14 protein-coding genes are annotated in these 16,216 nt (G+C 63.6%); 1 reads left to right on the forward strand and 13 read right to left on the reverse strand.

Going from position 1 to position 16,216, the window contains the following annotated elements; genetic code table 11:
- Positions 1 to 21 precede the first annotated feature (21 nt).
- From pnp to rimP, 8 genes are all read right to left on the reverse strand, one after another.
- A complete protein-coding gene (pnp, locus tag AFIDRAFT_RS08455) occupies positions 22 to 2,166 on the reverse strand; it encodes a polyribonucleotide nucleotidyltransferase (RefSeq protein WP_009338791.1) in 2,145 nt (714 codons plus the stop codon).
- A gap of 296 nt (positions 2,167 to 2,462) precedes the next feature.
- Positions 2,463 to 2,732 carry a 30S ribosomal protein S15 gene (gene rpsO, locus AFIDRAFT_RS08460; protein WP_009338792.1) on the reverse strand — a complete coding sequence of 90 codons (270 nt, stop codon included), beginning with the start codon at positions 2,730 to 2,732 and terminating at the stop codon, positions 2,463 to 2,465.
- A 12-nt stretch (positions 2,733 to 2,744) separates the two neighbouring features.
- Positions 2,745 to 3,836, reverse strand: coding sequence for a tRNA pseudouridine(55) synthase TruB (truB, locus tag AFIDRAFT_RS08465; RefSeq protein ID WP_009338793.1), 1,092 nt, complete (start codon positions 3,834 to 3,836; stop codon positions 2,745 to 2,747).
- Positions 3,836 to 4,258, reverse strand: a complete 423-nt coding sequence (gene rbfA / locus AFIDRAFT_RS08470; RefSeq protein ID WP_009338794.1) for a 30S ribosome-binding factor RbfA — start codon at positions 4,256 to 4,258, stop codon at positions 3,836 to 3,838. The genes truB and rbfA overlap by 1 nt, the downstream gene beginning before the upstream one ends.
- Positions 4,259 to 4,410: 152 nt before the next feature.
- Complete coding sequence (gene infB / locus AFIDRAFT_RS08475) at positions 4,411 to 7,005, reverse strand: translation initiation factor IF-2 (protein WP_009338795.1); 2,595 nt, start codon at positions 7,003 to 7,005, stop codon at positions 4,411 to 4,413.
- A gap of 41 nt (positions 7,006 to 7,046) precedes the next feature.
- Positions 7,047 to 7,724: an RNA-binding protein gene (locus AFIDRAFT_RS08480; RefSeq protein WP_009338796.1), complete on the reverse strand. Its 678-nt coding sequence runs from the start codon at positions 7,722 to 7,724 to the stop codon at positions 7,047 to 7,049.
- A 15-nt stretch (positions 7,725 to 7,739) separates the two neighbouring features.
- Positions 7,740 to 9,347 (reverse strand): transcription termination factor NusA, encoded by a 1,608-nt coding sequence (nusA, locus tag AFIDRAFT_RS08485; RefSeq protein ID WP_009338797.1) that lies wholly within the window; start codon positions 9,345 to 9,347, stop codon positions 7,740 to 7,742.
- Positions 9,348 to 9,350: 3 nt separating this feature from the next.
- Positions 9,351 to 10,145, reverse strand: a complete 795-nt coding sequence (rimP, locus tag AFIDRAFT_RS08490) for a ribosome maturation factor RimP (RefSeq protein WP_009338798.1) — start codon at positions 10,143 to 10,145, stop codon at positions 9,351 to 9,353.
- A 324-nt stretch (positions 10,146 to 10,469) separates the two neighbouring features.
- Here rimP and AFIDRAFT_RS08495 point away from each other — a divergent pair, with 324 nt between their 5' ends.
- Positions 10,470 to 11,546, forward strand: a complete 1,077-nt coding sequence (locus AFIDRAFT_RS08495) for a DUF2336 domain-containing protein (RefSeq protein WP_009338799.1) — start codon at positions 10,470 to 10,472, stop codon at positions 11,544 to 11,546.
- Between the two features lie 18 nt (positions 11,547 to 11,564).
- Here the strand turns inward: AFIDRAFT_RS08495 and trmB are convergent, their stop codons facing one another.
- The 5 genes from trmB to ybeY all read right to left on the reverse strand — a co-directional run bounded on the left by trmB (position 11,565) and on the right by ybeY (position 16,216).
- Complete coding sequence (gene trmB, locus AFIDRAFT_RS08500) at positions 11,565 to 12,266, reverse strand: tRNA (guanosine(46)-N7)-methyltransferase TrmB (protein ID WP_009338800.1); 702 nt, start codon at positions 12,264 to 12,266, stop codon at positions 11,565 to 11,567.
- A gap of 130 nt (positions 12,267 to 12,396) precedes the next feature.
- Complete coding sequence (locus tag AFIDRAFT_RS08505) at positions 12,397 to 12,807, reverse strand: helix-turn-helix domain-containing protein (protein WP_009338801.1); 411 nt, start codon at positions 12,805 to 12,807, stop codon at positions 12,397 to 12,399.
- A 207-nt stretch (positions 12,808 to 13,014) separates the two neighbouring features.
- Complete coding sequence (lnt, locus tag AFIDRAFT_RS08510) at positions 13,015 to 14,619, reverse strand: apolipoprotein N-acyltransferase (protein ID WP_009338802.1); 1,605 nt, start codon at positions 14,617 to 14,619, stop codon at positions 13,015 to 13,017.
- Positions 14,616 to 15,722 (reverse strand): hemolysin family protein, encoded by a 1,107-nt coding sequence (locus tag AFIDRAFT_RS08515; protein ID WP_009338803.1) that lies wholly within the window; start codon positions 15,720 to 15,722, stop codon positions 14,616 to 14,618. Before AFIDRAFT_RS08515 ends, lnt begins: the two co-directional genes overlap by 4 nt.
- Positions 15,722 to 16,216 (reverse strand): rRNA maturation RNase YbeY, encoded by a 495-nt coding sequence (gene ybeY, locus AFIDRAFT_RS08520; RefSeq protein ID WP_009338804.1) that lies wholly within the window; start codon positions 16,214 to 16,216, stop codon positions 15,722 to 15,724. The genes AFIDRAFT_RS08515 and ybeY overlap by 1 nt, the downstream gene beginning before the upstream one ends.

Here is a 16,216-nt window from a genome sequence, read left to right on the forward strand (position 1 = left end):
TTGATTGGTCGCTTGACCGCCTTACTCGGCGGCGGGGGCGTTCTCGGCCTTCTGCTTGGCCTCGAGGTCCTCGCCAGTCTCCTGGTTGACCGCTTTCATCGACAGGCGGACCTTGCCGCGATCGTCGAGGCCGAGCAGCTTGACCTTGACCTTGTCGCCTTCCTTGACGACGTCGGAGGTCTTCTGCACGCGGTTCGCCGCGAGCTGGCTGATGTGAACGAGGCCGTCCTTCGGGCCGAAGAAGTTCACGAACGCCCCGAACTCCATCACCTTGACGACAGTGCCGTCGTAGATCTGGCCGACTTCCGGCTCCGAGGTGATCGACTTGATCCACTTGATCGCCGCGCGGATCGATTCGCCATTGGCGGAAGCGACCTTCACGGTGCCATCGTCCTCGATGTTGATCTTGGCGCCGGTCTTTTCGACGATCTCGCGGATCACCTTGCCGCCGGTGCCGATCACGTCGCGGATCTTGTCGGTCGGGATCTGCAGCACTTCGATGCGCGGCGCATGTTCGCCAAGCTCCGCACGCGCGGCGGTGAGGGCCTTCGCCATCTCGCCGAGGATGTGGATGCGGCCGTCCTTGGCCTGCGTCAAAGCGATCTTCATGATCTCTTCGGTGATGCCGGCGATCTTGATGTCCATCTGCAGCGAAGTGACACCCTTGTCGGTGCCTGCCACCTTGAAGTCCATGTCGCCGAGATGATCCTCGTCGCCGAGGATGTCGGAGAGAACCGCGAAACGCGAGCCTTCGAGGATCAGGCCCATCGCGATGCCCGCGGTCGGCCGCTTCAGCGGCACGCCGGCGTCCATCAGCGCGAGCGAGGAGCCGCACACCGTCGCCATCGAGGACGAGCCGTTCGACTCGGTGATCTCCGAGACCACGCGCAGCGTGTACGGAAACTCGTGGTGCGCCGGCAGGACCGGATGAATCGCGCGCCAAGCCAGCTTGCCGTGGCCGATTTCGCGGCGGCCCGGCGAGCCGATGCGGCCCGTTTCACCGACCGAGAAGGGCGGGAAGTTGTAATGCAGCAGGAAGGTTTCCTTGTACGTGCCCGAGAGCGCGTCGATGTACTGCTCGTCCTCGCCGGTGCCGAGCGTGGTCACGACCAGCGCCTGGGTCTCGCCGCGGGTGAACAGCGCCGAACCGTGGGCGCGCGGCAGCACGCCGACTTCCGCCACGATCGGGCGGACGGTCTTGACGTCGCGGCCGTCGATGCGGAGGCCCGTGTCGAGGATGTTGTTGCGGACGACGTCCGCTTCCAGCTCCTTGAACACGCCGGCGATGCGCAGCTTGTCGAACTTCGGCTCCTGACCTTCGGGGAAGAAGTGGTCCATGACCTTCTTCTTCACCGCGCCGACCGCCGCATAGCGATCCTGCTTCACCGGAATCGCGTAGGCCTTGCGCAGTTCGGCTTCGCCGACGGCGCGCATGTCCTTTTCGATTTCGGAATTGTCGATCGTCTCGATCTCGCGCGGCTCTTTGGCGGCCTTCTCGGCGAGGTCGATGATCGCCTTGATCACCGGCTGGAAGTGGCGATGACCGAACATCACGGCGCCAAGCATCACCTCTTCAGGCAATTCCTTGGCTTCGGATTCGACCATGAGCACGGCGTCGGCAGTGCCAGCAACGACGAGGTCGAGCTGGGTGTCGGCCATCTCATCCAGCGTCGGATTGAGAATGAACTCGTTGTTGACGAAGGCGACGCGGGCCGCACCGATCGGGCCCATGAACGGCACGCCGGAGAGCGTCAGCGCGGCGGAGGCCGCGACCATCGCAACGATGTCCGGATCGTTTTCCATGTCGTGCGACAGGGTGGTGACGATCACCTGGGTGTCGCAGCGATAGCCCTTGATGAACAGCGGGCGGATCGGACGGTCGATCAGGCGGGAAACCAGCGTTTCCTTCTCGGAGGGACGGCCCTCGCGCTTGAAGTAGCCGCCGGGAATGCGGCCGGCTGCAAAGGTCTTTTCCTGGTAGTTCACGGTGAGCGGCAGGAAGTCGATGCCTTCCTTCGGGGTCTTCGCGGAGACGACAGTCGCGATGACGACGGTTTCGCCATAGGTGGCGATTACGGCGCCGTCGGCCTGACGCGCGACTTTGCCGGTTTCGAGCTTGAGCGGGCGTCCGCCCCAGTCGAGTTCGACGGAATGGGTATTAAACATTCGAGTGTTCTTTCATCGTTTTCGGAAAATCAGGCTGGCCGGAAAATGCAAAAGCCATGCGCAAGATTGCGAGACGTTGAGCGCGAGGGCTTCAGCGTCCGGCGATCCTGCCATGGCTTCTGAATTTTGCGATGGCTGCCATCCTTCCGATGGTGCGGGCACCTTGCCCGTCGTGCCCAGCCGCCGGATTGCTGCTGGGTTTCACGCAAGCAAGCCATGCTTTGCGTGTTCGTACAGTGTCGGCCGTCGCCGGATGCGAATCCATGTTCGCGCCGGTGGCGGCCGGGAGCGCGGCTTTAGCGGCGGATGTTGTGCTTCTCAAGCAGCGCCTTGTAGCGCGCCTCGTCCTTCTTCTTCACATAATCGAGAAGCGAACGGCGCGTGGAGACGAGCTTCAGGAGGCCACGGCGGGAATGGTTGTCCTTGCTGTGGGTCTTGAAATGCTCGGTGAGGTTGGCGATGCGCTCGGAGAGGATCGCAACCTGGACTTCCGGCGAACCCGTGTCGCCGGCCTTCTTGGCATTGGTCTTGATGACTTCCGCTTTACGTTCTGCGGTAATCGACATCGTCAAATATCCTTAACTGCGGTCCGGGTTCGCAACGAGCCCGGTGAGGTTGAACACACGCTTGGGGATGAGTTCGCCATTGCCAAGCTCGGCGAGGGCCAGAAGCCTTCCTCCGACGGTGACATAGACTGTGCCGTTTAGAATTGGCGCATCCCGTCCGCGCAACAAAACCGCCTGGCCTCTTGCAAGCCTTGCGGCATCCGCCCGAGTGACGGCCAGTGCCGGGATGTCGTCCAGCGCGGTCTCAACGGGCAAAAGCGCGTCGGCGAGGCTGCCCTCGCCAGACGCGGCTCTATCGCACAAAGCCTCCAATTCCGCCAGCGGAATCATGTCGTCCTCAGTGAACGGGCCGCACTGGGTGCGCCGGAGTGCCGAAATATGCCCGTAGCAGCCCAGAAGGCGGCCCATATCGCGGGCCAGCGCCCGGACATAGGTTCCCTTGCCGCATTCGGTCTCGAACACCGAATGATCCTTATCCGATTGTTCCGTAAGGATTAATTCGTGAATCTCGACCTCGCGGGGCTGCAGGACGACGGTTTCGCCGTCACGGGCAAGATCATAGGCCCGCTCGCCCTGGATCTTGATGGCCGAGAACTGCGGCGGGGTCTGCTGGATCACGCCTGTGAAGCGGGGCAGGATCGTCCGGATGTCCCCGGCTGTGGGCCGGGCATCGGAGGTCTGGGTTGGCCGGCCCTCGACGTCATCGGTGTCGCGTTCCTCGCCCCAGCGGACCGTGAAGCGATAGCGCTTGCGGCCATCCATCACGAAGGGAACGGTCTTGGTGGCTTCGCCCAGCGCAATCGGTAGCCCGCCGGAGGCGAGCGGATCGAGCGTGCCGGCGTGACCGACGCGCTTGGCGTTGAACAGCCGCTTCAGCACCGCGACCGCATGGGTTGAGGTCATGCCGACAGGCTTGTCGAGGATGACCCAGCCGTGCACGTCGCGGCGGTCGCGCTTGAACTGCTGTTTCTTCTGGCGCGGGCGATTCCCGCCTGCATCAGTGCGATCATGAGCAGGCGTATCCGCCAAAATATTTTTTTCAGAAGCCGCATGAGAATCGCCATGCGGCGTCTCGCGCGTGCCCTGAGCGGGTGTTGCAGTCATCAAGTGTCATCCGAATCATGGTTGAGATCTTTTTGGACCGCAGGCGTTCGCAATAATTTCTCGATCCGTTCCGCTTCGTCGAATCGCTCGTCGGCGCGGAAGCGAAGATCAGGTGCGAATTTCAGGTTAACGCGGTGCGCAACCTCGCCACGCAGGAATTTCTTGTTGTGCGCAAGTGCTGCGATCACAGCATCCGTATCGTGCCCACCGAGTGGCATCACATAAACCGTCGCAAGCTTGAGATCGGGCGACATCCGCACTTCGGGCACGGTGATGATGTGACCGCTCAGCGTGTCGTCATGCACACCGCCCTGAGAGAGGATGTCGGAGATCGCATGCCGGATCAGTTCGCCGACGCGCAACTGACGCTGCGAACCGCCGGCCGGTCCCGATGATGAATTGCCGCGCTGATGACGGGGCATGAGCTGAATTCCTGATATGAGAAGCGTCATGCCCGGGCTTGACCCGGGCATCCATCTTCTCCGTTTAAGTGCCGCTTTTCAGGCAATGGATTGCCGGGTCAAGCCCGGCAATGACAGCCTCTTTTATTCCAGCGCGCCCGTAAGGTTTGGACTTACAGGGAGCGCTGAATGGTCTCCACGCGATAACATTCGATCACGTCGCCAGGGCGCATGTCTTGATAGTTCTCGAACGACATGCCGCATTCCTGACCGGCGACGACTTCCTTGGCGTCATCCTTGAAGCGCTTGAGCTGTGACAGCTTGCCCTCGTGGATCACGACGTTGTCGCGGATCAGGCGGACGTTGGCGCCGCGCTCGACGGTGCCGTCGGTCACGCGGCAACCGGCGATCTTACCGACCTTGGAGATGTGGAAGACTTCGAGCACCTGCGCGTTGCCGAGCATGGTTTCGCGCAAGGTCGGCGCGAGCAGGCCGGACATTGCCTTCTTCACGTCGTCCACGAGGTCGTAGATGATGTTGTAGTAGCGGATTTCGATGCCGTCGCGCTTGGCGAGCGCCGCCGCTTCCTTGTTGGCGCGGACGGAGAAGCCGATGATCGCGGCGTTGAAGCCTTCCGCGAGCGTGACGTCCGATTCCGAGATGCCGCCGACGCCCGCATGCAGGATGCGCGCGGCGACTTCCTCGGTGCCGAGCTTGTCGAGCGAGCCGATGATGGCTTCCAGCGAGCCCTGCACGTCGGCCTTCACCACCAGCGGGAAGTCCTTGCGGCCCGAGGTCTTGAGCTGGCTCATCATCTGTTCGAGCGAGCCGCGCATGCCGGCGGAGGTGGCCGCCGACTTCTCGCGCTTCTGGTGGGCGCGATATTCGGTGACCTGACGGGCGCGCGCTTCGTTCTCGACCACGGCGAGACGGTCGCCGGCTTCCGGCGGGCCGTTGAAGCCAAGGACTTCCACCGGCATCGAAGGACCGGCTTCCTGAATGGTCTGGCCCTGATCGTTGATCAGCGCACGGACACGACCCATTTCCGCGCCCGCGACGATGATGTCGCCGACGCGCAGGGTGCCGCGCTGCACGAGCACGGTCGCGACCGGACCGCGGCCGCGATCGAGCTTGGCTTCGATCACGGTGCCTTCGGCCGGACGATCCGGGTTGGTCTTGAGTTCGAGCAGTTCGGCCTGCAGCGCGATCATCTCGAGCAGCTTGTCGAGGTTGGTCTTGTTCTTGGCCGAGACTTCGACATCGACGACATCGCCGCCGAAGGATTCGACCTGCACTTCGTGCTGCAAGAGTTCGGTGCGCACGCGCTCGGGCTTGGCATCCGGCTTGTCGATCTTGTTGATCGCCACGATCATCGGAACCTTCGCCGCCTTGGCGTGGTTGATGGCCTCGATGGTCTGCGGCATCACGCCGTCATCGGCAGCGACGACGAGGATGACGATGTCGGTGACCTTGGCGCCGCGCGCGCGCATCGCGGTGAACGCGGCGTGGCCGGGCGTGTCGATAAAGGTGATCTTGGCGCCCGAAGGCGAGGTCACCTGATAGGCACCGATGTGCTGGGTGATGCCGCCGGCTTCGCCGCTCACCACGTTGGCGTGACGCAGCGCGTCGAGCAGCGACGTCTTGCCGTGGTCGACGTGACCCATCACGGTGACGACCGGCGCGCGCGGCGTGGTGTCGGAGGCGCGATCCTCGGCGACATCGAACAGGCCTTCTTCCACGTCAGACGCAGCGACACGCTTGACGGTGTGGCCCATTTCTTCCGCGATGAGCTGCGCGGTATCGGCGTCGATGGTGTCGGTGATCTTGACGAGCTGACCCTGCTTCATCAGCAGCTTGACGAGATCGACCGAGCGTTCCGCCATGCGGTTCGCCAGTTCCTGCAGCGTGATCGCTTCCGGAATGATGACTTCGCGGACGAGCTTTTCCTTCGGTTCGTTCGACTGGTGGCCCTTGGTCAGGCGCTGGGTGCGGCGTCGGAACGAGGCGATCGAACGCTCGCGTACGTCGTCGGCATTCAGAGCGGTGGTCAGCGTCAGGCGGCCGCGCTGCTTGGCAGGGCCGGGCTTCTGTGTGGTCTTCGGTGGCGTAACGGCGCGGATCGCACCGCCGGGTCCGCGACGGACGCGCGGCGCCTCGTCTTCATCGGAGCCATCGGCGGCGACAGGCGCGCGCGCGGCCGGCGTACTGGCGCGTGCGGCGGGAGCCGCAGCGGTCGCCGGCTTGGCTTCAGCTTCGCCGAACCGCTTCTTGGCTTCGCGCTCGGCCTTGGCCTTGGCCTCGGCTTCGACGCGATGGCGTTCTTCCTCAGCTTTGCGGCGTGCCTCGGCGGCCTCGCGCTCCTGCTGTTCCTTGTATTCCTTGGTGTTGCGGCGGGCGGCTTCTGCTTCCGCGGCGCGGCGTTCTTCTTCCTCGCGGACGCGCGCATCGGCGAGCGCGCTCGCACGCGCGCTCTGCTCGTCTTCGGTCAACGTGCGCAATACCATCCCGGAAGGGCGGGCCGGGGCCTTCGGCGCGGGCGCGCGCGGCGCGGCAGGAGCGGCTGCCGGAGCGGCAGGTGCTTCGGCTGCGGGAGCCGGCGCGGGATCGCCCGCGAGACGCCGCTTGGTCTTCTTCTCGACCACTACCGATTTGCTGCGGCCGTGGCTGAAGCTCTGGCGCACCACGCCGGTCTCTGTGCGCGGTTTCAGCGACAGAGTTTTCGAACCGACGCTCAGCGGCTTGTCGCCAGGATTTTTCGTATCAGGCATTCAACAGTCCAATCTCGTTCGGTGCGCCGCGACGCGGCCCGTTAGTTGCTACCCGTCTTGCTGTCCATCGCGCCGTCCGAAGTGCGGAAACGGTCGAGGGTTCGCCAGCGGGAAAGGAAGGTTTTCGTCGCAGGCCCTGAAAGCAGGGCTGCATGTACCACATTTGACCGCCCAAGGGCCAAATCCAATTCATCGGTTTTGAAGCCCTGAATCCTAGGTGAATCCGCCATTTGCGGGTTTTTCCCCGCAGCGGAGGCCCATTTTGCGTCGAGTTTGCGGATTCCGTCGTCGGCGCCGTCGCTGGCATGGATCAGCGCCACGGCTTCGCCGGCCGCGATCGCGTCGTCGACCTTGCCGAAACCACAGACGATTTCGCCGGCCTTGCCCACCATCGCGAGCGCATCGAGCACGCTGCGCGCCAGCAGGATATCGGTCTGCGCCGCCAGATCGGGCGGCAGCATCACGGCGCGCCTGAAGGCCTTGGCGAACAGGCCGCGCTTCGCGGCCTCGGCGACCATGGTCCGCGACAGCGACACCCACAGGCCCCGGCCCGGCAGCTTGCGCCGCACGTCCGGGACCACCTCGCCCGCAGGCGAGAGCACGAAGCGGATCAGCTCATCGGTGCCCTTCACCTGCCGCGAGACGACGCACGTCCGCGCGCTCCCGGGCTTGGCCCGGGGACCGCGATCGAGGTCCGTTGTCTCGGAGGTGGCAAACATCGATGGGCATGTCCTTTATGCCGGATGATCTTCGGACGCGGCTTCTTCCGCTTCCGCAGGTTTGGCGAGATCGGCTTCGGTGATCCAGCCAGCCGCAAGACGCGCCTGCATGATGATCGCCTCCGCTTCGTCGCGCGAGGTTTCGCTCGCATCGAGGAAGCCCGCATGCTTGACGGTTTCGCCGTCCTTGCGCTCCACCCAGCCGACCAGATCGTCGGTGGCGCAGCCGGCCAGATCCTCGACCGTCTTGACGTCGTTCTCGCCGAATTTGACCAGCATCTTGCCGGTCACGCCCGGAATATCCTTCAGAGCATCGTCCACGCCGAGTTCTTTCCGCTTCGCTTCCAACTCGGCATCGAGCTGTTCGAGATATTCGCGCGCCCGGCTCTGCAGCTCGTTAGCGGTTTCCTCGTCGAAGCCCTCAATGCCCGCGAGTTCGCGGACATCGACCAGGGCGAGTTCCTCGACCGAGGAGAAGCCTTCCGACGCCAGCAACTGGCCGACCACCTCGTCGACGTTGAGCGCTTCCATGAACACGCGCGTGGAATTCTCGAAATCCGCCTGGCGGCGTTCCGATTCTTCCTGCTCGGTCAGGATGTCGATGTCCCAGCCCGTAAGCTGCGATGCGAGGCGCACGTTCTGGCCGCGGCGTCCGATCGCAAGGGATAATTGGGTATCCGGCACCACGACTTCAATGCGCTCGCGGTCTTCGTCGATGACGACCTTGGCGACTTCGGCCGGCGCCAGCGCGTTGACGACGAAGGTCGCGATATCGGGCGACCACGGAATGATGTCGATCTTCTCACCCTGCAGTTCGTTCACCACCGCCTGCACGCGCGAACCGCGCATGCCGACGCAGGCGCCGACCGGATCGACCGAGGAATCGCGGGAGATCACGCCGATCTTGGCGCGCGAACCCGGATCGCGGGCAACCGCCTTGATCTCGACGATGCCGTCGTAGATTTCCGGCACTTCCTGCGCGAACAGCTTCGCCATGAACTGCGGATGGGTGCGGGACAGGAAGATCTGCGGACCACGGGTTTCGCGGCGCACGTCGAAGATGTAGGCGCGGATGCGGTCGCCGTTGCGCAGCGCTTCGCGCGGCAGCATTTCGTCGCGGCGCACGATGGCTTCGCCGCGTCCGAGATCGACGATGACGCTACCGTATTCGACACGCTTGACGATGCCGTTAACGATCTCGCCGATGCGATCCTTGAATTCCTGATACTGCCGGTCGCGCTCGGCCTCGCGCACCTTCTGCACGATCACCTGCTTGGCGGACTGCGCGGCGATGCGGCCATATTCCAGCGGTGGCAGGGTGTCGGCGATGGTGTCGCCGATCTGTGCGGTCGGATTGGCGCGCTGCGCGTCCTTCAGCGAAATCTGGTTGGCGGCGTTCTCGACCGTCTCCACCACCAGCATGTGGCGCGACAGACGAAGCTCGCCCTTCTTGGCGTCGATCTCCGCATGTACGTCGGTTTCGGAACCGTAACGGGCTCGTGCCGCTTTCGCGATGGCGTCTTCCATCGCGGCGATCACGATCGAACGGTCGATCGACTTCTCGCGTGCGACGGCATCGGCGATTTGCAGCAGTTCCAGTTTGTTGGCGCTGACAGCGGCCATGGCTTACTCTCCTTCGTGGGAATCGGATTCGGCTGCGCGCCGTTTGGCGTCGGCGGCAAGCCTGTGAGTTTTGGTGTTCTTGGGCAAGGGTTTCTTTGGTTTCGGTTGGCGGGGCTTCGCCTTGTCTCGCATTTCGCGCGCTTTCTTGGCGTGCGGCGGAGGAGGCGGTAGCACGCCTGCATTCTCAAGCTGCTCGCGTTCGGCGTCACGACCGCGGCGCATGGATTCGGCGATCAGTTCGTTGGTCAGAACGAGATTTGCGCTTGCGATGTCCGCGAGCGGCAATTGCACATCCGCTTCCTGCGCGCCCTTGTGTTCCTTCACGTCATCTCGCGTGATGCGCACGAGTCCGTTTTCGATGCCCTCCAGCGTGCCGCGAAAGCGCTTGCGGCCATCGTGCGGCACGGACATTTCGATCTTCACAAGGTGGCCGGTATAGCGTTCGAAATCCGACTGCCGCACCAGCGGCCGGTCGATGCCGGGAGAGGAAATCTCAAGCCGGTAAGCGCGCTGGATCGGGTCGGCGACATCCATCACCGGCGACAGCGCCTTGGAGATCGCTTCGCAATCGTCAATCAGCATGGTGCCATCCGGCCGTTCGGCCATGATCTGCACGGTGCAGCCGGCTTCTCCGGAAATCTTGATGCGCACCAGTTGGTAGCCGAGCCCTTCGAGCACTGGCTCGGCGATCGCCGCCACCCGCGCCGCGACACCCGGCTCGACGACCAGGCGGCGTTCGACCGCAGGCGTGGTCTCAGCAGGCATGTCGGTCTCGGCAATGGAAGCGGGTTCGGTCATGTCGGGCGTCAGCGGGTCCGTCTCTATAGTTAAGAAAAGGTTCCGTTACGCTGCCGGAGCAGCGCCGGTTTGTCGCGGCAGGAGCATCGTTTCTCCTGCGGCTCAGGCGACCGCGCCGGGTAACAAAAAAGAGCGGGTCCGGAAGGGGCCCACTCTCCTACGCGATCGTATGAGATGATTATTGTGTGGGGATATACTCCGTTTCCGCCCCCCCGGCAAGGGCCGACCGGGAACTCGGCGGAAATGAATGATCGGCTAAACCCTTCATTCATGAGCGGTCTCTAGATTGGGGACCGCGCTCGAACCCCGCGCGGACCCGATTTGATGGCAGTTACGTCCCTGATCCCTGAACTCGACGCGATCGCAAAAAGCGGCTCTGCGGAAAAGCGCGCGACCGCGATCACGAAGCTTGCCGAACTGTTCGTGCAGGGCGCTCCGATTTTTGGTCCGCAGCACGTCGAACTGTTCGACGGCATCCTGATCGGTCTCGTGCCTGCGGCCGAGCCTGCGGCCCGCGCTGGCGTGGCTGCGCGTTTTGCGAGCCTGTCCAATGCACCGCCCGGCGTCGTCAATTATCTCGCGCGGGAAGACGAAATCCGTATCGCGGGCCCGATCCTGAGCCGCTCGCCCTTGATCGACGAAGATCTGCTGATGGAAATCGCGCGCGCCAAGGGTCAGGCGCATCTGGCGGCGATCTCCGAACGCGACACGCTTGCGGCGCCGCTGACCGATGTGATCCTGCGCCGCGCCGATCGCGAAGTGGTGCGTGTGCTGGCGAAAAATTCAGGCGCTACGTTTTCCACGGCGGGATATTCGGGCTTGATCAATCGCGCGGTCGATGACGGCGTGCTGGCGCTGTCACTCGGGCAGCGTGAAGACATCTCGCCCGATGGCTTGAAGGAGTTGCTGTCGAGGTCGGTGGACATCGTGCGCCGCCGGATGTTCGAGACGGCGAAGCCGAAGCAGCGGCTTGCGATCAATCAGGCGATGCTGGAGATTTCCTCGGCACCGCGCGCGCGGCTCGTGAAGCGCGACTTCGCGCCGGCGCAGCGGCTCATTCTGGCGTTGCATCAGTCCGGCGGTTTGAACGAGGCGGCGCTGCTCAACTTCGCCAAGGAACACAAATACGAAGAGGCCGTCGCCGCACTGTCGGCGATGTCCGGCGTACGGCTTGCGACGGTCGATCAGTTGATCCTCGGCGACCGCTACGATCCGATCCTCCTGATCGCACGCGCGATCGGTCTGGAATGGGCGACGGCGCGCGCACTGATCGTGTTGCGTCTGGGGCCGGGCAAGATGCCCTCGCCGCCGGATATCGAGGAAGCGCGCCTCAACTATGAGCGGCTTTCGACCGCCACCGCGCAGCGCGTGCTGGTGTTCTGGCGGGCGCGCGAAAAGTAAGCCTCTACCAAGGCTCAATCAAATCCGCTGAAAACGTAAGTAAGATGCCTTGCGGCCTTCCCGCGTGGCCTTCGCACCGTAGCGCGTCATGGTGTAGCCCGGCCACGGCGAGCGCCAGTCGTCGGCGCGTTCCGCAAGCCAGAGAAAATCCTCTGCGCCCTGCATGTGCCACAGCGTCCATGACGTGTAGTCGTCGATGTCGCAGACGAAACGGAATTCGCCGTGCGCGGTCAGCGCGCGAGCCATCGCCGCAATCGTGGCGTCCTGCACGAAGCGGCGCTTCCAGTGCCGCCGCTTCGGCCACGGGTCGGGATGAATCAGATCGATCCGTGCCAGCGATTGCGGCGGCACCCATGCGAGCAATTCAGCAGCGTCGCCCGCGAACAGACGGATATTGGAAAGACCGCGCGCTTCGATTTGCGCGAGAATCTTGGCCATGCCGTTGACGTAGGGCTCGCAGCCGATGAAGCCGATGTCGGGGAATGCCGCGGCTTCGGCAAGCAGATGCTCGCCCCCGCCAAAGCCGATCTCGATGCGAACGGCATTCGTGCCTGCCGGAAACAGCGCGGTCAAAGTTGCAGGGGCCGGCGTGCCGGTGTCGAGCGCAAGGCGTGGCAGTAAGTCCTCGATCAGCGAGGCATGATGCGGGCGCAGCTTGTGGCCTTTGCGGCGTCCGAAGAAGGATCGCGAGGGAGCGTCATGGTTATGGTTGTCCGGCATATCGGAGAGAGCCTTGATAGGAAGAGGACGCAAAAGAACCCTGCGTCAGGTTCGCTCGCAATAAAAGGCTCGAAGCAAAAAGGGAAATCCAAAAATCGCAAGCCAAGCCTATTGCAAGCCTGGCCTGTGGTTAGGACGGATTCTGTGTTCCGGCGATCTGCTCGACGAGGTCGACGATGCTGCGGCGGAGCTTCGCGTCCGTGATCTTCGTGAATGCACGCGTCAGCGCCAGTCCCTCGGACGTCGCGAGAAAGTCCGAGACATAAGCCGGAGAGGGGGCTTCGCCGAGGCCCTCGACGCTGGTGTTGCTGGTCGGTCCGCCCTCGAACAGAAACGAGACCGGTACCTGCAGGATATCGGCGATCTGGTGCAGGCGGCTCGCGCCGATGCGGTTGGTGCCTTTTTCGTATTTCTGGATTTGCTGAAAGGTCAGTCCGAGCGCGTCGCCGAGCTTCTCCTGGCTCAGTCCCAGCATGATGCGACGCATCCGCACGCGGCTGCCAACATATTTGTCGACCGGGTTTGGCGTTTTCGCCGACATTCAAGTGCCCCTGACGGACCGTGAGAAGAGTACGGATATTCCTCCGACTAAGCTACTTTTTCGAGCTTCGTCAAATTTCCGCTCTGACCCATATGGTCGCAATGGCGAGCTGTGGCGAAGATAGAGCCATTCACGCGAATAAAACGGGTTAAATGGAGGCGGTTTTCAGCACTGTCTCACTATTTGATATCGTTCTTGCGCGGGCGATCAGGCTTCGCGGCGGCGCCGCACCAGGACGACAAGTGCCGAGAGCACGACCATGATAGCGAGCGGCATATGTCGCCAGTGCGAGAAAACCGTCGGCGGTAATGCTACGGGCAATGCGGAATCCAGAACAGCTTCTTGACCAAGCGCAAGGTGGCCGAGTTCACGCCCGACGGGGTCGATCACCCCGGAAATTCCGGTATTGGCGCTGCGCACGATCGGCAGCCCCTCCTCGATGGCGCGCAAGCGTGCCATCTGAAGATGCTGATAGGGGCCTGTGCTGTTTCCGAACCAGCCGTCATTGGTCAGGTTGACGATCCAGCCCGGCCGCTCACCCGTGGGCACGATGGCATCGGAGAAGGCGACCTCGTAGCAGATCAGCGGGAGGACGCGCGGCGCGCCGGGAATGGCCATGGTGCGCCGGCGGGCGCCAGGAATGAAGCCGCCTTGCACCTTGGTGAGTTGCTGGAAGCCGAGTTTTTCAAGCGTGCTTTGAAACGGCAAATATTCGCCGAACGGAACCAGATGCAGCTTGTCGTAGATCGAGAGAATGTCGCCGTCGTGATTGATGACGTAGATCGAGTTGTAGGCCTTGGTCGGCCGCACCGCCGGCGACAGATTGGGCGCGCGCACCGCGCCGGTGATGAGCGTGGTCTGCGGCGGCAGGAAGTTCGCGATCTTGGCAAGCTCGGCTGGTTCGCGCGTCAGGAAGAACGGAAACGCCGATTCCGGCCAGATCAGGATCGTGGCGTCGCGCACGCCGCTGGTCTGCGGGCCAGTGGCGCGGTCCGACAGCGCCATGTATCTCGCGAGCACGTCGTCCTTGGCGGAGTAGTTGAACTTCACGTCCTGCTGCAGGTTCGGCTGCATCAGCCGCAGCTTCACGCCGCTCACGAATTGCGTCGGGTGACGGTCGAGCCGCCATGCGCCATAGCCGCCACTGGCGGCGAGCAGGACAAGAGAGAGGGCGAACGGCAGCCACGGCCGTTTCGTGCGGGCGCGGTCGTCGATCAGGGTCGCGGGGCTGGCAAAGATCGCGATCGCGAGGAAACTCACGCCCCAGATACCGATCAATGATGCGGCCTGCGCCATCGCCAATGGCTCGGCGAGTGCGTAGCCGAACAGGTTCCACGGAAAGCCGGACAGGATATGGCCGCGCAGCCATTCGCTGACGGTGAGCGCGACTGCCAGCGAGAGTAGACGTGACCAGTCCTTCGTCCAGATCAGCCGCGCCAGCGCGCAGCCCGCAGCCATGAACAGCGCGAGCAGCGCTGGCAGACCAAGGATCGCAAGCGGCAGTAGCCAGGCGAAGGTTTCGGCATCGACAAGAAACGCGTTGCCGATCCAGTACAGTCCGGCGACGAAATAGCCGAGACCGAACCACCATCCGGCGATGGCGGCACTGACCACGCCGCGCCGGCCGGGGCCGGTCCCATCGATCAGCCAGACCAGCACTGGGAAAGTGATGAACAGAACAGGCCATGCGTTGAAAGGTGCCATCGCCAGCGCGGAGCTGGCGCCTGCGACAAGCGCGATGGCCGCGCGCCGCCAGCCCCAGCTCAGGATCGTGGCGCGTGCGGGTGAGTGTAGGGCGGTGGCCACGCTCATGTATTCGTCTCTCCACCCGACGGCGGCTTTGTCGGCGCCTGTTCGGCGGATGGTTCGCGGCGGCGTCCGTCGCGCGGCGGGCGGCCGCTGGCTTCTTCCTTGCGGATGCCGATGCGCACGCGCTTGACGCGACGCGGATCGGCGTCGAGCACCTCGATCTCGAATTCGCCGGGGCCTGGAATGATTTCACCGCGCACCGGGAAGCGGCCGACCTGATTGACGATGTAGCCGCCGAGCGTATCGACTTCCTCACCGGCCTCGCCGGTGTTGAACGTGTCGCCGACCACGGATTGTACGTCCTCGAGGCTGGCGCGCCCGTCGGCGATGAAGGAGTTGTCAGCCTGGCGCACCACGGAAGGCGTTTCGTCGCTGTCGTGTTCGTCGTCGATTTCTCCGACGATCTGCTCGACAATGTCCTCGATCGAAACGAGGCCGTCGGTGCCACCATATTCGTCGACAACCAATGCAAGATGAATGCGGGTCGCCTGCATCTGCGCCAGCAGATCAATCGCGGGCATCGACGGCGGCACGTACAAAAGCTCGCGCATGATGGCGGTGTCCGCGAGCTGAATGGCGAGATTGACGGATTTCAGATCGAGGCCGGCCGGAAACGGCTTCTTGCGCTTGGCGTTCACCTCGGGATCCACCTTGGCCTTAGAGGTGATGAAGGCGACGAGATCGCGGATGTGGACGATGCCCTCGGGTTCGTCGAGCGTGTCGTTGTAGACGACGAGGCGGGAGTGGCCCGCGCTCTCGAACAGCGACATCAGTTCAGCCAATGAAATGTCGCGGCGCACGGCGACGATGTCGGCGCGCGGCACCATGACGTCGGCGATGCGGCGATCGTGCAGCGACAGGATGTTGCGCAGCATAGTGCGCTCGACCGCGGTGAAGCTGGTCTCGTCGTCGGGCGCGGTCGCGTCGAGCACGACCTGAATGTCGGCGCGCGCGGAGCCGGCCTTCCAGCCGAACAATGAACGGATCGCGCGCGAGAGCCAGGATTCGGCGGCCGGGCGCAGCACTTCGCCCTGCTGCACCGGCACGGGCAGCGTGGTGGCAGAGGGGGTAGGCGTTGTTGCGCTATGGTCGGAGTCGTTCGTCACTACTTTGCCTGGTCGCTGGTGAGATAGGGGTCGGCGATGCCGAGCTTCGCCAGAATGTCCCGCTCCAGTCCCTCCATCTCCTCGGCCTCGTCATCGTCGAGATGGTCGTAGCCGAGCAGGTGCAGGAAGCCATGAATGGCGAGATGACTCAAATGGTTTTGGAATGGCTTGCCTTCCGTCTCCGCCTCAAAGCGCGTCGTCTCATAGGCGATGGCGATGTCGCCCAGCATCAAGGGCTGCGGCGTTGCGCCGGGCGGCTGTGCAGCCGGAAAGGACAGCACGTTGGTCGCCTTGTCCTGGTCGCGCCATTCCTTATTCAGTTCGCGAATGCGCGCGTCGTCCGTCAGCATCACCGCGACTTCGGTGTCCTCTGCGGGCAATTCAACGAATGAGGCGGCGGCGGCGATGGCGCGCTGGATGACGGCTTCGGCATCAGCCTGCGCCTGCCAGCAATCGGCGGCAATCAGGACATCGGCGGTGGGAGGACGCGGCAT

The sequence above is a fragment of the Afipia sp. 1NLS2 genome (assembly GCF_000178995.1).
GTDB lineage: Bacteria > Pseudomonadota > Alphaproteobacteria > Rhizobiales > Xanthobacteraceae > Afipia.

Bases quoted from the DNA above. Each gene is read 5' to 3' on its own strand.
- trmB (WP_009338800.1), bottom strand. From the start codon at position 12,266: ATGCCGGACAACCATAACCATGACGCTCCCTCGCGATCCTTCTTCGGA.
- AFIDRAFT_RS08495 (WP_009338799.1), top strand. From the start codon at position 10,470: ATGGCAGTTACGTCCCTGATCCCTGAACTCGACGCGATCGCAAAAAGC.
- rpsO (WP_009338792.1), bottom strand. From the start codon at position 2,732: ATGTCGATTACCGCAGAACGTAAAGCGGAAGTCATCAAGACCAATGCC.
- pnp (WP_009338791.1), bottom strand. From the start codon at position 2,166: ATGTTTAATACCCATTCCGTCGAACTCGACTGGGGCGGACGCCCGCTC.
- AFIDRAFT_RS08480 (WP_009338796.1), bottom strand. From the start codon at position 7,724: ATGTTTGCCACCTCCGAGACAACGGACCTCGATCGCGGTCCCCGGGCC.
- AFIDRAFT_RS08505 (WP_009338801.1), bottom strand. From the start codon at position 12,807: ATGTCGGCGAAAACGCCAAACCCGGTCGACAAATATGTTGGCAGCCGC.
- nusA (WP_009338797.1), bottom strand. From the start codon at position 9,347: ATGGCCGCTGTCAGCGCCAACAAACTGGAACTGCTGCAAATCGCCGAT.
- truB (WP_009338793.1), bottom strand. From the start codon at position 3,836: ATGACTGCAACACCCGCTCAGGGCACGCGCGAGACGCCGCATGGCGAT.
- rbfA (WP_009338794.1), bottom strand. From the start codon at position 4,258: ATGCCCCGTCATCAGCGCGGCAATTCATCATCGGGACCGGCCGGCGGT.
- ybeY (WP_009338804.1), bottom strand. From the start codon at position 16,216: ATGCCGCGTCCTCCCACCGCCGATGTCCTGATTGCCGCCGATTGCTGG.
- rimP (WP_009338798.1), bottom strand. From the start codon at position 10,145: ATGACCGAACCCGCTTCCATTGCCGAGACCGACATGCCTGCTGAGACC.
- infB (WP_009338795.1), bottom strand. From the start codon at position 7,005: ATGCCTGATACGAAAAATCCTGGCGACAAGCCGCTGAGCGTCGGTTCG.
- lnt (WP_009338802.1), bottom strand. From the start codon at position 14,619: ATGAGCGTGGCCACCGCCCTACACTCACCCGCACGCGCCACGATCCTG.